Annotated in this window: 15 protein-coding genes; 8 read left to right on the top strand and 7 right to left on the bottom strand. The window is 69.9% G+C overall.

The features are described 5' to 3' along the window. Positions 1 to 189: 189 nt before the first annotated feature. Entirely contained in the window at positions 190 to 1122 is a 933-nt protein-coding gene (locus tag ACIA76_RS11835) for a TauD/TfdA dioxygenase family protein (protein WP_397151338.1), read from the bottom strand. A gap of 95 nt (positions 1123 to 1217) precedes the next feature. Then, a complete protein-coding gene (locus ACIA76_RS11830) occupies positions 1218 to 1988 on the bottom strand; it encodes a deoxyribonuclease IV (protein WP_397151336.1) in 771 nt (256 codons plus the stop codon). A 182-nt stretch (positions 1989 to 2170) separates the two neighbouring features. Between ACIA76_RS11830 and ACIA76_RS11825 the strand changes: the two genes are divergently transcribed. Further along, complete coding sequence (locus ACIA76_RS11825; RefSeq protein ID WP_397151334.1) at positions 2171 to 3403, top strand: protein kinase; 1233 nt, start codon at positions 2171 to 2173, stop codon at positions 3401 to 3403. Between the two features lie 40 nt (positions 3404 to 3443). Here the strand turns inward: ACIA76_RS11825 and ACIA76_RS11820 are convergent, their stop codons facing one another. Beyond that, the gene (locus ACIA76_RS11820) at positions 3444 to 4190 is read right to left on the bottom strand and encodes a phosphatase PAP2 family protein (RefSeq protein WP_397151331.1); all 747 of its coding nucleotides are present in this window, start codon (positions 4188 to 4190) and stop codon (positions 3444 to 3446) included. Positions 4191 to 4291: 101 nt separating this feature from the next. Here ACIA76_RS11820 and ACIA76_RS11815 point away from each other — a divergent pair, with 101 nt between their 5' ends. Together ACIA76_RS11815 and ACIA76_RS11810 are read left to right on the top strand one after the other, a co-directional pair. Then, entirely contained in the window at positions 4292 to 5074 is a 783-nt protein-coding gene (locus ACIA76_RS11815) for an ABC transporter ATP-binding protein (RefSeq protein WP_397151329.1), read from the top strand. Continuing rightward, on the top strand, positions 5074 to 7599 hold the full coding sequence (locus ACIA76_RS11810) for an ABC transporter permease (protein WP_397151327.1): 2526 nt from the start codon (positions 5074 to 5076) through the stop codon (positions 7597 to 7599). Before ACIA76_RS11815 ends, ACIA76_RS11810 begins: the two co-directional genes overlap by 1 nt. 156 nt (positions 7600 to 7755) lie before the next feature. On the opposite strand, the gene ACIA76_RS11805 is transcribed toward ACIA76_RS11810, so the two are convergent. After that, positions 7756 to 8907: a VWA domain-containing protein gene (locus ACIA76_RS11805; protein WP_397151325.1), complete on the bottom strand. Its 1152-nt coding sequence runs from the start codon at positions 8905 to 8907 to the stop codon at positions 7756 to 7758. 132 nt (positions 8908 to 9039) lie between these two features. On the opposite strand from ACIA76_RS11805, the gene ACIA76_RS11800 reads away from it, so the two are divergent. Then, positions 9040 to 9180 (top strand): hypothetical protein, encoded by a 141-nt coding sequence (locus ACIA76_RS11800; protein WP_397151323.1) that lies wholly within the window; start codon positions 9040 to 9042, stop codon positions 9178 to 9180. A 220-nt stretch (positions 9181 to 9400) separates the two neighbouring features. On the opposite strand, the gene ACIA76_RS11795 is transcribed toward ACIA76_RS11800, so the two are convergent. The 3 genes from ACIA76_RS11795 to ACIA76_RS11785 all read right to left on the bottom strand — a co-directional run bounded on the left by ACIA76_RS11795 (position 9401) and on the right by ACIA76_RS11785 (position 16186). Next, complete coding sequence (locus ACIA76_RS11795; RefSeq protein ID WP_397151321.1) at positions 9401 to 11953, bottom strand: DUF5682 family protein; 2553 nt, start codon at positions 11951 to 11953, stop codon at positions 9401 to 9403. Positions 11954 to 12173: 220 nt separating this feature from the next. After that, entirely contained in the window at positions 12174 to 13277 is a 1104-nt protein-coding gene (locus tag ACIA76_RS11790; protein ID WP_397151319.1) for an AAA family ATPase, read from the bottom strand. Next, complete coding sequence (locus ACIA76_RS11785; RefSeq protein ID WP_397151317.1) at positions 13274 to 16186, bottom strand: SWIM zinc finger family protein; 2913 nt, start codon at positions 16184 to 16186, stop codon at positions 13274 to 13276. The genes ACIA76_RS11790 and ACIA76_RS11785 overlap by 4 nt, the downstream gene beginning before the upstream one ends. Before the next feature lie 471 nt (positions 16187 to 16657). Between ACIA76_RS11785 and ACIA76_RS11780 the strand changes: the two genes are divergently transcribed. The 4 genes from ACIA76_RS11780 to ACIA76_RS11765 all read left to right on the top strand — a co-directional run bounded on the left by ACIA76_RS11780 (position 16658) and on the right by ACIA76_RS11765 (position 20602). Further along, on the top strand, positions 16658 to 19072 hold the full coding sequence (locus tag ACIA76_RS11780) for an AAA family ATPase (protein ID WP_397151315.1): 2415 nt from the start codon (positions 16658 to 16660) through the stop codon (positions 19070 to 19072). Next, positions 19057 to 19449 (top strand): hypothetical protein, encoded by a 393-nt coding sequence (locus ACIA76_RS11775; protein ID WP_397151313.1) that lies wholly within the window; start codon positions 19057 to 19059, stop codon positions 19447 to 19449. Before ACIA76_RS11780 ends, ACIA76_RS11775 begins: the two co-directional genes overlap by 16 nt. Before the next feature lie 334 nt (positions 19450 to 19783). Beyond that, positions 19784 to 20182, top strand: a complete 399-nt coding sequence (locus ACIA76_RS11770; protein WP_397151311.1) for a YchJ family protein — start codon at positions 19784 to 19786, stop codon at positions 20180 to 20182. Positions 20183 to 20329: 147 nt separating this feature from the next. Then, positions 20330 to 20602, top strand: a complete 273-nt coding sequence (locus ACIA76_RS11765; protein ID WP_397151309.1) for a SelT/SelW/SelH family protein — start codon at positions 20330 to 20332, stop codon at positions 20600 to 20602. The last annotated feature ends 63 nt before the right edge of the window (positions 20603 to 20665 follow it).

Below are 20665 nucleotides of genomic sequence, written 5' to 3'. Positions count from 1 at the left end.
CTGGGGGTGTATCCGCCCCCCTCCCAATTGCGGCCCCCCGGCCGGCGGCAGTGGGGGGCGCGGGTGGGGGGGGGGGGGGGCCCGGGGGGCGCCCCCCCCCCCCCCGCCCCCCCCCCCCCCCCCCCCCCCCCCCCCCCCCCGCGCCGCAAACCATGTGGGTTGCGGCCTGCTCACGCGACCCTGGCCTGCTCACGCGGCGCTGGGGACTTCCTCGATGATCGAGTAGTGGTCGGCGTTGCCCGCGATGACCGTGCTTTGCCTGCCGTCCACGCCGACCGGGATGTCGCCCGCGAGGGTGATGCGGGTGAGTTGGCGGTGTTCGGCGGGATCGTAGTCGTCGATGGCGTAGTGCTGGGTCGCGCGGTTGTCCCAGATGGCGACGTCGCCGGGGGACCAGTTCCAGCGGGTGGTGTGTTCGAGGCGGGTCACCCGGTCCTGGAACAGGCGGAACAGCGTATGCGATTCGGTGGTGGACAGGCCGACGAAATGCTTCACGAAATGGCCCAGCAGCAGGGCTCGTTCGCCGGTTTCGGGGTGGACGCGCACGACCGGATGTTCGGTCTCGTAGTAGGTGGATTCGAATTCGGCGCGGTAGGCGCGGGCATTCGCATCGGCGGAATCCTCGCGGGCCGCGGCGTAGTCGTACTGGTTGGTGTGGCGGGCGCGCAGGGCCTCGGCGAGGCGCTTGAGCGGTTCGGGCAGCGATTCGTAGGCCGCGGCCGTGGAGGCCCAGGTGGTCGAGCCGCCGTAGCCGGGCAGGCTGACCGCGCGCAGGATCGACGCCTTCGGCACGCGATCGACGAAGGTGACGTCGGTATGCCAGCTGTTGGCGCGGCCGTGCTGGGAATCGATGGCCAGACTCTTCAGACCGTGCGAGGTGACCGTGGGGTGTGGGGTGGTCGGACTGCCGAGCAGCCGCGCGAAGTCGTACTGCCCGTCCTCGGTCAGGTGGTCCTGCCCGCGGAAGAAGATCACCTTGTGCTCGTGGAGCGCGGCGCGGATCAGCGCGACGGTCTCGGCGGGCAGCTCGCCCCCGAGGCGCACCCCGTCGATCCGGGCGCCGATATGGGTACCGAGCCGGACCGCCCGCGCGGTGGTATCTGCTGCGTAATCGACAGACATACAAGGCCTTTCACTCGAACCGAAAGCTGATTCGAGGACATCACGGCCTGGTCCGCGGGGCCAGGATTACGGTCAGCCCGATCGCAAGACCTCGGCTACCCCACGTGCTCGCGCAGATACGCCAGATCCTCGGCCAGGCCCTCACCAGGCGTCTCCAGCACGATCGGCGCGCCGGCCGTGCGGCAGACCTCGGCCAGCAGTTGCGGGTCGATGGTGCCGTCGGCGAAGTTGGCGTGCCGGTCGGCGCCGGAATTGAACTCGTCGCGTGAGGAATTCAGGTGCACCAGGTCGATGCGGCCGGTAATGGCCTTGATCCGGTCGACGACGCCGATCAGCTCCTCGCCGCCCGCCCAGGCGTGGCAGGTGTCCAGGCAGAAGCCCGCGCCGTAGTCGCCGACGGCGTCCCAGAGCCGGGCGATGGCATCGAAATGCCGAGCCATGGCGTGATTTCCGCCCGCGGTGTTTTCGATCAGGATCGGGACCGCGAAGCCGCCCTTGTCCTGTTGGCGCTCGAACAGCTTGCGCCAGTTGTCGACTCCCGCGTCGAGCTCGGCGTCGGAGCGCACATGCCCGCCGTGTACGACCAGGCCGAACGCGCCCAGCTCCGCCGCGGCTGTCGCCTGCTGGGCCACGGCGTTGCGCGAGGGCATCCGCAACCGGTTGTTCGTGCTGGCGACGTTGATCTGATACGACGAATGCACCACCACATCGATCGGACTGGCCTTGATCTGGTCGGTCAGCGGGTGCGGCTGCGGTTTCTCCCAGCCCTGCGGGTCGATGACGAACATCTGGATGACCTCGGCGCCCAACTGCTCGCCGAAGCCGATCGGATCGCTGTCCTGCCGCACGTGGGCGCCGATACGCATGGTCACAGAGCGTATCGGTAGCCACCGACACATCAATTCCATCGGCGTGGCGGACCGTGGGTGCTGCTATGGTTTCGGTGTTTTCCGTGGTCTGCCGAGGGCGGCGACGGGCGTTTCATGCGGTACTACCGTGCGTAGGCTGGCGGGGTCCCCGGCGCGCGGTACGGAAAGTGGGAGCTTGCATGCTGGCCAACGGTGACGTCTTCGCTGGCTATGCCATCGAGCGGCTGCTCGGCCGCGGTGGCATGGGATCGGTCTATCTGGCGAAACATCCGCGATTGCCGCGGATGACGGCGTTGAAGCTGCTCAATCGGGAGATGGTCGCCGACACCGAGATTCGCGCCCGCTTCGAACGCGAGGCCGATCTGGTCGCCCAGCTGGACCATCCGAATATCGTCACCGTCTACGACCGCGGGCTCGAGGACGGTCAGCTGTGGATCTCCATGCAGTTCGTCGACGGTATCGACGCGGCCAGTGTCGAACCGCGCACGCTGCCGCCGGAGCGTGCCGTGCAGATCGTCGCCGAGGTCGCCGAGGCGCTGGACTACGCGCATCGCAACGGCGTGCTGCATCGGGACGTGAAGCCCGGCAACATGTTGCTGGCGCGTTCGACCGCCGGGCGCGGGGAGCGGGTGTATCTGACCGACTTCGGGATCGCCCGGCTGCGCGACGACGGCGGCCACCTCACCCAGACAGGCACCCTCACCGCGACCCTGGCCTATGCCTCGCCGGAACAGCTCACCGGCGCACAGCTCGACGGGCGATCCGATCAATACTCGTTGGCGTGCAGCCTGTTCTGGCTGTTCACCGGCAGCGGACCGTTCAGCGCACCCAATCCCGCGGCGGTCATCCGCGGTCATCTGCAGGCCCAGTCGCCGCTGCTGAGCGGCGTGCGCCCCGGCCTGCCGTCCGCCCTCGACGGCGTGCTGACCAAGGCGATGGCCAAACGGGCCGACGAACGCTTCGACACCTGTGCCGAATTCGCGGTGGCGGCCCGGCACGCGTTCGCCGCACCGAGCGTCCCGCCGATGCCACTCGCCGGACGGCCGTTCACGGGACCGCGCATGATGGCGGCGGGCCCCGGCATGGCCGGGCAGGGTGGGTCGCCGTGGGGCGCGGGTAATCCGATGGGCGCGGGCCCAGGTATGCCCCGCCCTGCGACCGGACCCTCGAATCCGATGGCCGGCGCCGTGCCTCCGCCGAACTCGGCGGCCGTAAGGTCGGCCACACCACCGCCGCGACCGGTATACCGATCGGGCCCGGGCTATCCCCAGCAGCCCGGTTACGGATATCGCCCCTCCCCGCCACCGCGAAAATCCAACGTGGCCTTGACCATCGCGATCATCGTGGGCTCGGTGGTCCTGGTGCTGGTCGTACTCGCGGTCATCGGCGCGCTGGCGGGCGGCGGTTCCTAACACTGCTGGACCGCCGGTGGACGCGCGATCGTGGCCTCGATCAGCGGTGCGTCGGCTGGCGGTCGGATGAATCGGCCGAGGGTGTCGGCGCCGGGTGGCGGAAGCGGAGATAGCAGGTCAGGCAGGTGGTCAGCCAGAGGATGCCGATCGACCAACCGGCCAGGACGTCGGTGAGCCAATGGACGCCGAGGTATACCCGGGACAGGCCGACGGCGACGATGAACAGCGCTGCCTCGATGCTTACCGCGATCTTGATCACTCGGTCGCAGGTCGACAGGACCGTCAGGGCGGCCAGCGCGCCCACGACCGCCGTCGATCCCAGGGTGTGGCCGGATGGGAACGACGAGTCGGCCACGGTCACCAGGTGATCGATGTCCGGTGGGCGGTGCCGGTCGATCGCTGATTTCATGGTCGAGCCGAGTACACCGGCGCCGCCGGCCACGACCGCGGTGAGCAGCACCGCGGGCCACCGCCGCTGCCGGGCGAGCCAGGCGCATGCGGCCAGCGTCACCGCCAGCATCGTGACCGGGCCGCCCAGTGTGCTGAACGCCTCGGCGGTCGGGGTCAGCCAGCCCGCGCGGTGTGAGATTGTCCAATTCAGCGCGGCCGCGTCGAGTTCGGTGCTGCCGTCGCGGGTGTCGATCGCGGCGCGGACGAGTTCGACGCTGCCGGTGATCAGGGCGGCGACCATGATCAGTGTGCAAGCGCCCGGCCAGCGCAGGATTCCGCGGTGGACCAGTGCGACCGCGGCAACAGCGGACAGCAGTATCGCGGCCAGCAACGCCATGGCTACGACAATAGGCCCGCAGGAGGAACCGGGCTTCCGTCCTGGGTATTGGGTGAAATTCCGGATGGCGCGACGGTGCGGGTGCCGGAAGACTGGATTGCATGACTGCCGATGCCCTAGGCACCGAACCCACCGCATCCACCGCATCCACCGCGGCCGCATCCGCGGCCCGCGCCACCGACCTGACCAAGCTGTACGGATCCGGAGACACCCAGGTCCGGGCCCTGGACGGGGTGTCGACGGATTTCGCCCAGGGCGAGTTCACCGCGATCATGGGACCGTCCGGTTCCGGCAAGTCCACGCTCATGCACTGTCTGGCGGGGCTGGACAGCGCCACCTCCGGCACCGTGCACATCGGAGACACCGATCTGACGCGGCTGTCGGATAAGCAGATGACCCGGCTGCGCCGCGATCGGATCGGCTTCGTCTTCCAGGCGTTCAATCTGGTGCCGACGCTCACCGCGCTGGAGAACATCACGCTGCCGCTGGATATCGCGGGCCGCAAATCCGACCAGGACTGGCTCGATACCGTCATCAAGCGGCTCGGTCTCGGCGACCGGCTCGGCCATCGGCCCAGCGAACTGTCCGGTGGGCAGCAGCAGCGGGTGGCGTGCGCGCGGGCGCTGGCCGGTAAGCCCGACATCATCTTCGGCGACGAGCCCACCGGCAATCTGGATTCGCGCTCCTCCGGCGAGGTGCTGTCGATCCTGCGCGCGGCCGTGGACGAATTCGGCCAGACCGTGGTCATCGTGACCCACGAGCCGCACGCCGCCTCGTATGCCGACCGCGTGGTGTTCCTGGCCGATGGGCGCATCGTCGACGAAATGCGCGATCCCACCGCCGATTCCGTGCTGGACCGGATGAAGTATCTGGAGAGTCTCTGATGCCCGGCAGCCCCATGCGCAAGGTGACCTTGCGCAATCTCGCGGCGCATAAGGTGCGACTGGCCCTCACGCTGCTGTCGGTGATCCTCGGAACCGCCTTCATCGCGGGATCCTTCGTCTTCACCGATACGTTGCAGAGCACCTTCAACGGCATCTTCGCCGACCAGGCGAAGGGCGTCGATGTGCGGGTGAGCCCGAAAGAGCGTCAGTCGCTGGGTGTTCCGCTGTCGGCGGTGGACGCGGTATCCGGCATCGCCGGGGTCCGGGCCGTCGCGCCGGGTGTGAACGGGCCGGTGGTTCTGCTGAAGGATGGGCACGCCATCCAGACGGGCGGCGCGCCGAGCTGGGGTCAGTCCTATATCCCGCCCGATCGTGCGATCGCCGAGCCGCAGAAGATCATTTCCGGTGCGGCCCCGGCGAAGCCGGGCGAGATCGCCATCAACGCGGGCGGCGCCGAACGCGCCGGACTGAAGGTCGGCGACAAGGTCAAGGTGCTGATCCCGTCCCGCAGTACCTACGACGTCACGATCAGCGGGATCTATGCCATCCCCTCCGACACCGGCGGTTTCATCGGCCTGCTGTTCAGCGATCAGCAGGCGCGTGATCTGTTCGCAGACGGTCATCACGTCGCCTATGTCGACGTCGCCGCCGCGCCGGGGGTCGCGGCCGACACCCTGCGCGATCGGATCGCGAAGGCGTTGCCGGACTTCAAGGTTCAGGACGGCGCGCAGGTGCGCGAGGATATGAAGGCCCAGGTCGGCAACGCGCTGAAGTTCGTCAACTACTTCCTGCTGGCCTTCGGCGCGATCGCGCTGCTGGTCGGCACGTTCATCATCTACAACACCTTCTCGATGATCGTCGCGCAGCGGCTGCGGGAGCTGGCCCTGCTGCGGGCGGTCGGCGCGAGCCGGCGACAGGTCGGCCTGTCGGTGGTCTCGGAGGCGTTCGTCATCGGATTGCTCGGCAGCGCGATCGGTTTGGCGGCCGGTATCGGCCTGGCCTTCGGGCTGTCGGGTCTGCTCAACGCGTTCGACCTCGGCCTGCCGACCGGGGCCATGTCGGTGCAGCCGCGCACCGTGCTGGTGACGCTGGGCATGGGCGTGCTGGTGACGGTGCTCAGCGCCTATGCGCCCGCACGCCGCGCGGCCCGCATACCTCCGGTGGAGGCGATGCGGGAGGAGTTCGCCTCGGTCGGTGAATCGCTGCGGGTGCGGACGCTCGTCGGCACGGCGCTCGCGATCGCCGGGGTCGTGCTGGCGGTGCTGGGCGCGCAGTCGACCGGCACCGACGCCGCGCGCACGGTCGGAATCGGTGCGGGCGCATTGATCGTGGCGGTTCTGCTGGTCTTGCCGTGGCTGTCGCGACCGGTGGTGGGCACGCTCGGGATCCTCGTCGCCGCCCTCGGGCCGATCGGGCGTATGTCGCGCAACAACGCGGCGCGCAACCCCCGCCGAACGGCCGCAACGGCTTTCGCGCTCACCCTCGGCCTGATGCTGGTCGCGGCGATCGGCATGTTCGGCGCGTCGGCGAAGGCCAGCATCGGCGAGCTGGTGGACCAGGGTGTGAAGGCCGACTACATCCTGGCCGGACCGCCCCGCAGCTTCGTCGGTGTCCCGATCGCCGTCGGTGATGCGGTGAAACCCGTTGCGGGAGTGCGGGATGTGGTCGCGATCCGAGGCACCAGTCTGAAGATCGGTTCCGACGATCTGGTGGCGACCTCGCCCGACGGCCCCCTCGACACGGTACTGAATTACGAACTGCGCCAAGGCTCCCGCACCCTCGGCGACTCCGATCTGCTCGTGTCGCAGACCGAGGCCGACGACCGGAACTGGCATGTCGGGCAGCGGGTCGAGCTGACCAGTATGGATAACAAGAAGATTCCGCTGACCGTCTCCGGCATCTACAAGGACACCCAGCTGCTGGGTAAGCTCGTCGTCCCCCCGGCGGTATACGACCAGGTGACCCCGGTATCGTTCCGCAGCGACTTCCTGGTGCTGGTTACGGCGAAGCCGGGGACGAATCTGTCGACCCTGCGCACGGATCTGGAGAAGGCGACCGATCAGTTCGCGATCGTGCAGGTGCAGGATCACGAGCAGTTCAAGGGAACCCAGGGTCAGCAGATCAACACCATGTTGGCCATCCTGTACGGCCTGCTCGCCCTCGCGGTGGTGATCGCGGTGCTGGGGATCGTCAATACGCTGGCGCTGTCGGTGGTGGAGCGGCGGCGCGAGATCGGCATGCTGCGTGCCGTCGGCATGCAGCGGTCGCAGGTCCGCCGGTCGATCTATCTCGAGTCGATGCTGATCGCCGTGTTCGGCGCGGTGGTCGGCGTGGTGCTCGGGCTGGGGCTGGGCGTCGGATTCCTGCGCACGCTGCGGGATCTGGGCATCGATCAGATCGCGGTGCCGTGGACGCAGATCGTGTTGATGCTGCTCGGATCCGGAGTGGTCGGCGTGCTGGCGGCGGTGTGGCCGGGCGTGCGGGCGGCTCGCACGCCACCGCTGGCCGCGATCGCAGATCTCTGATGTTTCTCTCCGTGCGGGATAGGATCCGGGCGCTGTCTCATATGCCCGGTTCGTTCGTGTGCGGTCGAAAGGGTAGGACATGGAGATTCTGCAGGCGCTCGGCCTGATGTTGAATATCGTCACCAGCCTCGTGGGGTTGGCTCAGCTGTTCGGCAGTTAGCTCCTTCCGGCATTGGCGTTGGCCCAGGCGTGTACGTCGCCGCGGTCCAGTGCCACGGCCAGCAGATCGGGGAAGCGGTCGGGAGTGCACGCGAAGGCGGGCACTCCTAAACCCGCCAGGGCCGCGGCATTGTCATGGTCGTAGGCCGGTGCGCCGTCGTCCGACAGCGCCAGCAGCATCAGCACCTGGACCCCGGATTCCTTCATCGCGCCGATCCGGCGCAGCATCTCGGTGCGGATGCCGCCCTCGTACAGATCGGAGATCAGCACGAACAGGGTGTCGTCGGGGCGGGTGATCAGCTGCTGGCAGTAGGCGATGGCCCGGTTGATATCGGTGCCGCCGCCGAGCTGCGTGCCGAACAGGACGTCCACCGGATCCGTGAGCTGTTCGGTGAGATCCACGACGGCCGTGTCGAACACGACCAGCGACGTCCGCAGCGCGCGCATGGAGGCGAGTACCGCGCCGAAGACCGACGCGTACACGACGCTCGAGGCCATCGAACCGGATTGGTCGATGGCCAGCACCACATCGCGGCGTACGGCCCGGGCCCGGCGGCCGTAGCCGATCAGCCGCTGCGGCACCACGGTGCGATATTCGGGCAGATAGTGCGCGAGATTGCTCCGGATCGTGCGGTCCCAGTCGATATCGCGCAGCCGCGGCCGGGTGACGCGCGCGGCGCGGTTCAGGGCGCCGGAGACGGCGGTGACCGTGCGCGCGGCGATCCGGCGCTCGATCTCGCGCACCACCTTCTCCACCACCGATCGCGCCGAGGCCCTGGTGGTTTCGGGCATCACCCGATTCAAGCTCAGCAGCGTGCCGACCAGATGCACATCGGGCTCGACGGCCTCGAGCAGCTCGGGTTCCAGCAGCAGTTCGGTGAGGTTGAGCCGCTCGACGGCATCGCGCTGCATGATCTCGACCACCGTCGACGGAAAGTAGCCGCGAATATCGCCGAGCCAGCGCGCGACCCGCGGCGCCGACCCGCCGAGCCCGCCCGCCCGCTTCTCCGACGGCGTCTGCTCGTCGGCGTTGTACAGCGCCGACAGCGCCCGATCCATCGCGACATCCGCCGCATCGGACAACCCGCCCAGCCCGTCCTCGGCGGGCGCGCCGAGCACCAGCCGCCACCGCCGCGCCGGTGCGCTCATCGGTCCCTCCGCTCGTTCGAATGATGTTGTGTGCTTGTGAGACTCGGCCGCCTCGGCATGAAAAGCACTGTCCCGCCGGTTCTTTGCGGCCCCGATCGTCGTCGGCGCTTCGCGTGGGCAGTGGGAGCCGCCATGGTCGGAGTCGTCGAGCGGATGACAGCCGAATTCAACGGGCCGACAACGAGACTCAGCTGGGCGACCCGGGATGTGGTGGCGATTCCGGTCTCGGCGCCGCACGGCGACAACATCGTGTCGGTGGCGGTCTCCCGGTGATCCGGTCCGTTCGGTGGCCGTCGCTGCGTGAGAAGGGTGGGTCGAGTCATCGTGTGGCCGCCAGGATTTCGGTGAGGGCGGTCAGTGCCGCGGTGCCGCGCTCGTGCAGGGTGAGCCGCTGTGGCCGTGCCGGTCGGGTTCGTCCGGAGGTCGGGCATGTTCGATGGCCGTCTCCGGTGGGGGATCGCTGTCGGTGGGTGCGTGCGAGGGGTGGGTCGAGTCATCGTGTGGCCGCCAGGATTTCGGTGAGGGCCGCTAGCGCCGCGGTGCCGCGCTCGTGGTCGAGATCCGCGGCGGCGTGCGGGTGGGATGTGGTGCCGCCGCGGCGGGCGACGGTGTGGGCTATGGCCTGGCGTTCGCCGGATTCGAAGGCGCCGAAGGTCCTGCGGAGCAGGGGGAGGATGGTGACGAACTGGTCGTCGTCGAGGCCGCCGAGCCAGGAGTCGATGAGGCCCAGCAATTCTCGGTCGTGCACCAGCAGCAGGCCGCGGCCGCCGACGAAACCGTCGATCCAGGCGGCCTTCTCGGCCGGGGCGTGGCCGATCGACAGCGCGGCCGACAGCCGGCGGGCCGCTTGGGCCGCATCGATGACTCCGGCATCGCAGAGCAGGCGGACCGAGCGGCCGACCAGGGCGCCGTGCACATCGTCGCGGTCGGCGAGCGCGCCCAGCGCACTCAGCCAGGCGTCGGTCGCCCAGCGATTGTCGCGGGTCGCGACGGCGAGGTGGGCGGCGTCGAGCTGGGCGCGCAGCCCGGCGGCGGCCTCGGCATCCAAACCCGTGACGGCGCCGGATAATCCGGCGCAGATGCGGATCAGCAGGCCGTCGGCGACGTGCGCCAGCGCGCCGAGATCCGTACCGCGCACATCGCCGTAACGCAGGGTGCGGATCAGTCCGGGCAGCGCCGTGAGCAGATGGGTGACGTCGTGATCGAGCGCGGCTACCGTCTCCAGCCGCCGCACCAGACCCGCGACGGCGTCGCCCAGATCGGCGAGCAGCGCGGCCTCCAGCGCACCGCTCAACTCCCCGATCGTGGTGTCGGTGGCGGCGGTGTCGAGGATCTTCGCCTCGGCGGCGGTGCGGATCGTGGTGCCCCAGCGGGATGCCTCGACGACCGCGATCGAGAGCTCCGGCTCCCAGCGCAGCGTCCATGACTCCCGGAATGTGCCGGTATTGCGGACCTCCCCGGCAGTCCTTGTGCCCCAGGCGATATCGAGTAGATGCAGCCGATGCAGCAGATGGGAGCGGGCCACATCGCGGTCCTTGCGCAGATCCAGATCGAGCTGCTGGGCGAGGGCCTGCTGTTTGAGCCGCAGCGATCGCGCCTGCGCGCGCAGATCGGCGTCGAGGGGTACGGCCGGGGTGTTGTCGGGCACCGTGCCGAGCGCCTCCCCGACCACCAGCTCGGCGGTGATCAGCCGCAGCATCGTCTCATCGCCCTCGCACAACACGGCGCGGGTCGCGTCGGTGACCTCCGACAGTCCCGGCAGCGGGCGGCCGCGCATGGCCGCGAGAGCGTCCGCGAGCCGGACGGATTCGATGATGTGGGCGCTCGAGACCGGCAGATCGTGGGCCCGCAGGGTCGCGGCCACCATGGTGAGCCACCGCGCGATCGGCTGTTCGGTCCGAGTGAACAGATGGTGATACCAGCCCGGCGAGGTGACCCCGGCCCCGTATCCGGATCCACCCGCGAGCCGCGAGTGCGTCCAGGGCACCCACGTCACCGTGGTCTTGACCTTCGGCAACCCCTTCAACATCCGCGCATCCGGCGCCGCCGGGCCCAACTTCCCCTCCAACGCCGGGGCATGCCACGCCCCACACACCACCGCCAGCCGAGTCGCCCCGTCCTTCAACGCCTTCCGCATCACCTGGCGCATATACGCCTCGCGCCGCAGGGTGTGCGCGTCGAGCGCGCCATCCTCCAGCAGCGCGAGCTGATCGGTGTCCGCCGACACGTCCGGCCCGTGCTGGTCGCCCGGCGTGCCGGAGAGATCGCCCGGTCTCGGGTCGTCACTGTCCGGTGCCGGTAGTCCGCCGGGCGTGCTCGGCTCTGCGCGCGAGGTGATTTCGCGCCGGGCCGACACAGCGCTGTCGGATGCGGGTAGTACGCGCGTCCGTCCGTCCGGTGTGGTCGGCTCGTATCCGGCTGCGCGAGAGGCATCTTCGAGCCGGACGGGCATATCGTCGGGCTCGGGTCGATCCGTGGGCAAGATCGGCCCGGGGATGGACTCGACTTCGACTGGTGCAGTAGAGCTTTCGCGCAGCGCGGCCATGGCCTCGGTCACGGCGGCGAAGATATCGGCGTCGGCGGAGGATTCGATGACCGCGTCCCACCAGCGCTCCGGGTCGTCGTAGCCCGCGGCGTCGGCCAGGGCGGCGAGCGGGTCGGTGCGATCGCCCGGCTCGCTGTCCAGCGCGAGGGTGTGGGTGGCGGGGAGGTCGCAGAAGCGGACCGGGACATCGTGTTCCACCGCATAGCGCAGCGCCTGCCATTCGGGGGAGAAGACCGCGAACGGCCAGAACGCCGCCCGCGATGGGGAATCCGGCACATAGGCCAGCAGCGCTACCGGTGGGCACAGATCCTCGGAGGCGACGTAGCCGACCAGCGGATCCGCATCGGCGGGCCCCTCGATCAGGATCACATCGGGCCGGAACCGTTCCAGCGCCAAGCGCAACGACCGCGCGGAGCCCGGACCGTGATGCCGAATCCCGAAGATCCGTGTCCGCGCCGGAGCCTCCCCGGCGACCTCCGCCACGAGCCCCGGCGCGCTCATGCCTCCACCTCGCTGGCACTCGGCTCCAGCATGACCGCGACCCCGGCTGTACCCATTGCTCGCTTGCTCATGCCCGCACCTCGCTGCCGCCCGCCTCCGGCCTGGCCGCGAACGCGCCTGCCCGGGATGCTCCGCTGACCGGGCCTGTTCACGGGGTGTTCCTCGCTGGCGTCAGAGGCTGGCATGATTGCCGATTCGGCTGTGCCCGCGGCGCGCTCGCTCATGGCTGTACCTCGCGGCAGGCGCGGTAGAAGTCGGACCAGTCCGGGCGCTCGCGGACTACGGCCTCGAGGTATTCGGTCCACACCACGGCGTCGGCCACCGGATCCTTGATCACCGCGCCCAGGACGGCACCGGCGACATCCGGCGCCCGCAGTACGCCGTCGCCGAAATGCGCCGACAGTGCGAGGCCATTGGTGATCACCGAGATCGCCTCGGCCGTGGACAGCGTGCCCGACGGCGATTTCAGTTTGGTGCGGCCGTCGGCGGTCATGCCGGACCGCAGCTCGCGGAATACCCGCACCACGCGGCGCACCTCCTCGGCCGCGGCGGGTACGGTCGGCAATTCCAGTGCGGCGCCGAGCTGTTCGACGCGGCGGGCGACGATCGCGACCTCCTCGTCCTCGTCGGCGGGCAGTGGCAGCACGACCGTATTGAATCGGCGGCGCAGCGCCGAGGACAGGTCGTTGACGCCGCGGTCGCGGTCGTTGGCGGTGGCGATCACATTGAAACCCTTGGCTGCCTGCACCTCCCGGCCGAGCTCCGGAACCGGCAGCGTCTTCTCCGACAGGATCGCGATCAAGGCGTCCTGGACATCGGACGGGATGCGGGTGAGCTCCTCGATCCGGGCGATCGACCCGCCCCGCATAGCGGTCATCACCGGCGAGGACACCAGCGCACCCTCGCTGGGTCCCTCCGCGAGCAGGCGGGCGTAATTCCAGCCGTAGCGGATGGCCTCCTCCGGGGTGCCGGAGGTGCCCTGCACCAGCAGCGTCGACGTGCCGCAGATGGCGGCCGAAAGATGTTCCGACACCCAGGTTTTGGCGGTGCCGGGGACGCCGAGCAGCAGCAGCGCCCGATCGGTGGCCAGCGTGGCGACGGCCACCTCCATCAGGCGTCGCGGCCCGACGTACTTCGGGGATACGACGGTCCCGTCGGACAGGGTGCCGCCGAGCAGGTAGGTCACCACCGCCCAGGGCGACAGCCGCCACGACGGCGGACGCGGGCGGTCGTCGACCGCGGCGAGGGCGCTCAGTTCGGCGGCGAAGGACTGTTCGGCATGCGGGCGCAGCAGTTCGTCGTGCGGTGCGTGGGTCGTGGTCACTGCAGCTCCTCGAGCATCGTGGTGCGTTCGGACAGGTCGTTGGCGAGTCGGTCGAAGGCGGTCTGCCAGTAGGGATCCGGACAGCGGCGGGCGGTCCTGAATACGGTGGCGGCGGCCTCGACCGGGAAGTGCAGCGCCGCGGCGTGGAACAGGGTGCGATACGAGGCGGGGGACAGCCCGGGCGCGTCCGGACGGGCGGCCGCCAGCTGCGCGCGGTCGAACAGCAGCCGCGTCACATGGTCGGCCAGGGCGGTCGGCCATGGCCGGGGCAACGCCGCGACCAGCAGCTCGACCTCGGCGAGCCAACTCGCGTCGAGCTGACGCAACCGGCGCACGCGTTCGCCGAGCGGGAGCAGCGCGAACAGCTCACGCCGCACGTCGAAATCCGCCCCGAGGGTCGGCGTCGCGGTGAGCACCTCGAAAAGCGGTGCCGCCCAGCGGGAATCGCGCTGGGCGCGGGCGGCGTCCGCCCAGCCCGCGAACATCGGCCCCAGCATCCGGTCGGCCATCGGCACGGCCAGGGCCCGCTCCGGATCGGTGAACAACCTGTCCCAATACGAGAGGGGTGTCGCGGCCACGAGGCGGCGCAGCCACTCCGCGCCGGTATCCGGTGCGCCGTCCGAGCGATAGGGCGTATCAGCGGTGCGGTCGGCGAGTCCATCGCGGCGGTCGGCGTCGTCGAGCGCCTCGGGCAGTTCGACGATCAATCGGTTGTCCCACAGGCCGATCCATTGTGCGGCCCGCCGCCGCATGCGCCGGGCGAAGGCCGATTCGGGCAGGCGGGCGAGCAGATCCGCGGCCACGCGGCGGACGTCGGCGCGCGAATCGTCGAGCGCGGATTCGAGCAGCGGTTCGTCGCCGGGGTCGAGCCGGTCGGCCAGGATTGCCAGCAGTTCCGCACGGGCCGTGCCGGATTCGGTGCGCCAGCTGCCGGACAGGATGTCGCGGGCGGCGTGTGGATCGCGCTCGCGCAGCGCCGACAGCCAGGCGCGTCGTTCGATCGGGCGGCCGTGCGACCATATGGAGGCGTCGTCGACGTCGGCGCGAATCAGGGTGCGCCACTGAGGGTTCCGCGACGCCAGCCAGCGCCCGCGCGCCCCGGCCAGGCGCAGCAGCGGTTCACGCAGTGCCGCACGGGTTTTCGCCTGATCCAGCAGCAGGGCGCACAGCGCGTCGGGCGCCCGCGGGTCCCGCGGTCCGACGATCTCGAACCATTCGGCCAGGAACGGCGAGCCCTCGGCCAGCATCCGCGCCAGCCGACCGGCCGCCGCCGACGGCAACAGGAGGCGTTCGTCGTCGGGCGCGGCCTCGGGAAGCGGGACGGCGGTGGGCGATACGCCGCCGCGGAGGAACAAGTCCTGGGCGAGGGCCGCCTCGAGCAGTGTCTCGGCCGGATCGCCGGTGGCCGCGCCGACGGCCGCCGCCACCGGCCCGGGCAGCCGCGCCGGATCCAGCGTGCGCCGCGCGGTTCCGAGCAGCGCCGCCGACAGCAATTCGGCCGCCGGTTCGTCGGCCGCCGCGCCGATCGCCTCGGCCCCGGCATCGACGATCTCACCCGCGGCGAAGGCGGAGACGGGTACCAGCCCGTCCACGGTCCACTCACCGATCACCGCGATCGGATGACCGCCGGAGACGCCGAGCAGTCGCCACGGCTGTTCGGCCAGCCGGGCCAGCGGCAGTGCGGTCCCGTCGGCCTCGGCCACGTACCACCGGTCGTCGGCGACCACCGGGGTCACCTCGCTCAGCAACATCGGCCACGACCGCAGCCAGGGATCGGCACCCAACGCCCGCGCATGATCGGTCAATCCGGCCTCGATTCCACTGTGATCCGCTGCGCCGGAACGTATCCGGGTATCCGCCGCGTCGGAAGGAACGGGAGCCGAGGTCGGCACCGTGGTGAAAGGTTCCGGAACGCCGTGCCTTTCGCCCCACAGTGCGCGCAGCGCGGCGGCGCCGGGATAGAAGTGCAGATCGGCGTCGAGCTGCAGGCCGGGCACCGGTACCTCGGCGGGGAAAGCGGGGGAGCCGAAGCTGTGATCGACGATCAGCGCCCAGCGGCCGCTCGTGCGCCCGCGCAGCCAGGTGCGGCGGGTATGCAGTCGCTCCTCCTCGGTGATCCGTCGTCCCAGTACCATCCACCGATCTCGGACCGGCGGTCCCTCGGTGCGCACCGTCTCGGCGGTGATCGGATAGCCGAGATGTGCGCGCACCCGCTCGGCGAGCGCGACCGGAAGGTCGTCGAGTCGGCGGTGCGCGGTCGCCAGCAGATGCAATCGCGCGTATTCGCGGAGCAGCAGGGCGGGCCAATCCGGGCGCAGCACGACATTGCGGGCAAGTTGCCGAAGCATATTCGCTACCCCGGGCGCCTGGGCGTCGACCATGCGGGCGGCCGCCGTCTCCAGCGCCCGATAGGAGCGGTCCGCCTGGGCCAGCCCCGTACGCACCTGATCGCCGAGCCAGATATCGAGGTCGGCCAGGCCCGCGCTCACCCGCGAGCGGCGCTGTTCGGCGGTGACCGCGCTGGGTGTGCGAGCGGATGCCGCAACGGCTTTCGCGGCCCGGGCCACGCGCCCCGCCAGCCAGTCGGCGGCGAAGTCGGCGACCGCCCCGGCCTCGGGCGCCTGGCCCTCCGACCAGCCGAGCAACAGGCCCAGTGCGTGTTTGCACGGGAACTTCCGGCTCGGGCACGTGCAGGTGTAGGCGGGCCCGCTCAGATCGACGATCGTCTGATACGGCCTGCTCCCGCTGCCCTTGCACAACCCCCATACCGCGTCGGCATGCCGACCGGTGCCGCTGAAGCGCCCGCGTAGTTTGCGCGCGGCCGCGAGCGATGCGCTATCGGGCGCCAGCGCGGCGATCTGCTCCGCGGTCCATGCGCCGGATTCGGTCCCCACCTGAGATATCGTCACGCGGCCCCCTCTCTCGGTTGATCGGATTTCTACCGCAACCCACCGACAGAATCCTCCGCCGCAGGTCACGCCCGCTCGCGACCGCCCCCGCGCGGGCCACTCGGCCGCCGACGAACAGTGCCGCGAGGATCGTTCGCCAAGCGGTAGCGGGCCGAATTGTCATGGGGGAGAGACGTATTGCAACGTCAAGCACTATTGCCTCAGCGGGCGAACTCTGGCATTCTGTCCTGTTCGGTTGATCCGAGCCACCCGATTCGGGTGAACACCGTGGAACTGCCCGGGCCGGGACGGCCGAGGGGTGGCCATCGGCGCGGATCACCCGTATCGATGGCCATTACGTCCCGCCCGGGCCGGTTTGTCGGAAGGTCTGGCGCAGGCGCGGATTCGTCCGTGATCCGGTAGCGTTCGGCACGGCGTCGAGTTCGGCAACGGCTCGCGTGTGACGATCGAACGCTAAGGGGTGGTGGCAAGTTGGGGGATGCGCCGGATGATGCCGCGCCGCGCCTGGCCGAACTGGTGTCCCGCAGATTGGACGCCGATCCGTCGATCACACCCGAAGTCGCACAGACGGTACTGACGGCGCTGGGCGCGGATCCGGACCTGAGATCCGGGCCGGGGCACAGCGGAATCTTCGTCAGCGCCATCCGGGTTCGCGGTTTCCGCGGTATCGGTCCCCGCGCGGATCTGCGGCTCAATCCCGGGCCCGGGCTCACCCTGGTGGTGGGCCGCAACGGATCCGGCAAGTCCAGTTTCGCCGAGGCCGCCGAGCTGACGCTCACCGGCGTCAACCGCCGCTGGGAGGGCCGCTCGGCGGTATGGCGGGAGGGCTGGCGAAATCTGCACGAGGGCAGCGTTTCCCGCATCGACCTGGAACTGACCACCACCGGATCCGGCGCGCCGCTGACGATCACCCGCGAATGGCCGGAGGGCGTCGACCTGTCCGGCGGCAGCTGGACCCAGCGCCGAAAGGGGCAGCAGCCCAGCGAGTTCCGCGCGACCGACTGGTCTCGTGACCTGGAGCTGTACCGCCCGTTCCTGTCCTACAGCGAACTCGGCGCGCTGGTCGACGGCCGCCCGAGCGATCTGTTCGACGCCCTGCATCGGCTGCTCGGACTCGACGATCTCACCGCCGCCCAGGACCGCACCCGCGCCCGCCGCCTCGAACTGGAACGGGCGGCCAAGGCGTGCCGCGACGAACGCAGCGCGCTGCTGACCGCGCTGGCCACCGTCGCCGACGACCGGGCCGCGCGGGTGGCCGAACTGCTGGGTGCCCCCGAGCCGGATCTGCCCGCGATCGGCCGTGAATTGGCCGGCGCCCGGCACGATCCGACCGGCGCCGCGGCGCTCGAGGCGATCCTGCGCCTGCGGCTGCCCGAACCGGCCGAGGTCGATGCGGCCGCCGACCATATCGTCGGATGCGCGGCCGATCTGGCCGCGCACGCCACCGGCGATATGGAAGCCGAACTGCGCGTACTGGATCTGCTGCGCCGCGCCCGCGGCCATGTCGACGCGGGCGGGGACTGCCCGTGCCCGGTCTGTGGTCGCGGCAGCCTCGACGAGCAGTGGCGGCGCGATACCGACGCTCAGATCGTCCGCCTGACCGATCGTGCCGCCGCGCTCACCGCCGCCCGCATCGCCCTCGCGCGGGCCGTGGATCGGGCCCGCTCACTCATCGCGCCGGTGCCGCCGGAACTCGATCCGCCGACACCGCCGGTGCCCAATGTGGACACCGGCCCGGCGCGGCGCACCTGGTCGACCTGGGCGGGGTTGGCGGATGAGCACTATCGGCCCGAACTGGCGCCCCGCCTGCGCACGGCACATATCGACGCGGTGCGCGGCCTCGAGACGCTACGGCGTTCGGCCCGAAAGGAATTGGATCGCCTGGACGCGGTGTGGACGCCGCTGGTTCCGCGCATCGCCGCCTGGCTGCGCGATGCCACCGCGGCGGTCGCGGCCGAACCGGAGCTGCGCACCGTGCGCCGTGCGGAGGACTGGCTGAAGTCCGCCGCCGCGGGACTGCGGGAACAGCGCATGGCCCCGCTGGCCGATCACGCCCGCCGGATCTGGCGGGGGCTGCGGCAGCAGAGCAATGTCGACCTGGGCGCGATTCGGTTGCAGGGCAACGCCGGGGCCAGCCGCAAGGTGCTGCTCGACGTCACCGTCGACGATACCGGCGGCACCGCGCTGGGCGTGATGAGTCAGGGCGAGTTGCACGCGCTGGGACTGGCCCTGTTCCTGCCGCGCGCCACCGTGCCCGAGAGCCCGTTCGGATTCGTCATGATCGACGATCCGGTGCAGGCCATGGATCCGGCCAAGGTGGACGGGTTGGCCCGGGTGCTGGCGGCCGCGGCGCGCAGCGGCCGCCAGGTCGTGGTGTTCACCCACGACGAGCGGCTGGCCGAGGCGGTGCGGCGGCTGCGGCTGGACGCGACCGTGCTCGACGTGCAGCGGCGCGAGCGCTCCACGGTCGAGATCCGCGTCGCTGAGGATCCGGTGCGCCGCTATCTCAGTGATGCCAACGCGCTCTTGCGAACTCGGCAGCTGCCCCGGGCCATCGCCGCGGAACTGGTCATCACGTGTTGTCGCTCGGCGATCGAGGCGGCCGCGCTGGCCCGGGCGCGGGCCACATTGCTCGCCGACGGCATGGATCATCATGAGGTGCAGCGGCGCGTCGACGCCGCGCGAACCACCTGGGAGAAGGTGTCGCTGGCGGTGCTCGGCGAGCCGGACCGGGTCGACGATCTGAACGCGCTGCTGGATCGCGAGGCGCCCTGGGCGCGCGCGGTGCTGCGCGACGCGGCCGCGGGCGCGCATATCCGCATCGATCGCGAGGTCGGCCAATTGCTTTCCGGTACAAGGAAACTCGTCAAGTGGCTGAATCCCTGACCCCGACGGTCGCCGAGCGGCTCGCCGCCGCCGACGAGCTGTTGCGCGGTATCGTCACCGATGCGGGCGGGCTGTGGTCGCGGGCGACCGTATGGCTGTTGCGCATCGCGGTCGAGCAGGCCATCGACCAGCTGTGGTGGCAGGTGGCCCCGCCGCTGGCGCGCTGCAGCATGCGGGCGCAGCTACTGGCCCTGGAGCCCTATGCCGGTCCGCCGACCGCCGCGCGGATCGGCGCACTGTGGGCGACGCTGTCGCGGGCGGGTCATCATCACGACTACGAGCTGCCGCCGGCGCTGATCGAGTTACGCGGCTGGTACGACGAAACCGTCCGGCTGGTCGAGGAATTGGCCGCGATACATACTGCATGGTCGGAATAGCCGCCATTGTCCGGCTTTTCGCGTCGACTCGATCGAATTCCGGTATCGAGTAGGACAATTCGCTGATCAGAGTGGGTGGGTGCAGTAGCGTGCTGAGGTGCTGCGCTGGTTTGCGGCTTGTATGCGGTCGGACACTCTCGGGTACCTCGTCTCGATGAAGGAGCTGCATCATGAACTTCCTGGACACCCTCAACCTCCTCAACACTGGTTCGGCGCTAGCGGCGAATTCGACGACCGCTCTGCTCAACGTGTTCCAGCTGATGAGGCTGCTCGGTTCGTGATCCGAGGTTCGGGCGGTCCGGCCGGGGCCGCCCGAACCCAGGACAATCGACCCATGGCCCACCCTGTCGAGACCGACCCGTGCCCGTGCCGCAGCGGAGAACAGTTCGGCGCCTGCTGTGCGCCCCGGCTGGACGGCAGCCGTCCCGCGCCGACCGCCGAAACCCTCATGCGCTCGCGGTTCACCGCCTTCGCCGTCGGTGATACCGGATATTTGCTGAGGTCCTGGCATCCGCGCACCCGGCCGCGGCGGCTGGAGCTGGATCCGCAGCAGCGCTGGATGCTGCTCGAGATTCTGCGCACCGCTCGCGGCGGGCCCTTCGACGAGGATGGCGAGGTGGAGTTCCGCGCGCACTACCGGCATCAGCGTGAGCGCGGCACGCTGCATGAATGCAGCAGATTTGCTCGGGTCGGCGGACAGTGGCTCTACATCGACGGCGAGATCGAACCGTGACCTGGGCGGTGAGGCTGATCACAGAGCTTGCGGCCGCTAGTTTACGATTCTACGGTTCCAAACAGAACTAACGCCGGACGGATGCGAGGGATTTGCTGAAAACAGTTTTCGCGCATGGCATCGACGCGGCGACGTAGTCTGCGCGCTATGCCACGAGTCGCAATCGAGTACTGCACCCAATGCCGCTGGCTACTACGGGCGGGTTGGATGGCCCAGGAACTGCTCAGCACCTTCGGCACGGATGTGACCGAGGTGGCCCTGGTTCCGGGTGGCGGCGGGGTATTCCGCATCACGATTGACGGCGACCAAATCTGGGAACGTAAAGCCGACGGCGGATTCCCCGATATCGCAATACTCAAACAGCGGGTGCGTGATCGCATCGATCCCGGCCGGGACCTCGGTCATATCGATCGCGGATGACGTGGCCGAGGCGCAGCCGTCGGACATGATCGCGGACGTACTCTCGTTACAGGGAGTACGAGG

The sequence above is a fragment of the Nocardia sp. NPDC051570 genome, from assembly GCF_044454005.1.
GTDB lineage: Bacteria > Actinomycetota > Actinomycetes > Mycobacteriales > Mycobacteriaceae > Nocardia.
This window is presented reverse-complemented; position numbering and strand designations above follow the sequence as displayed.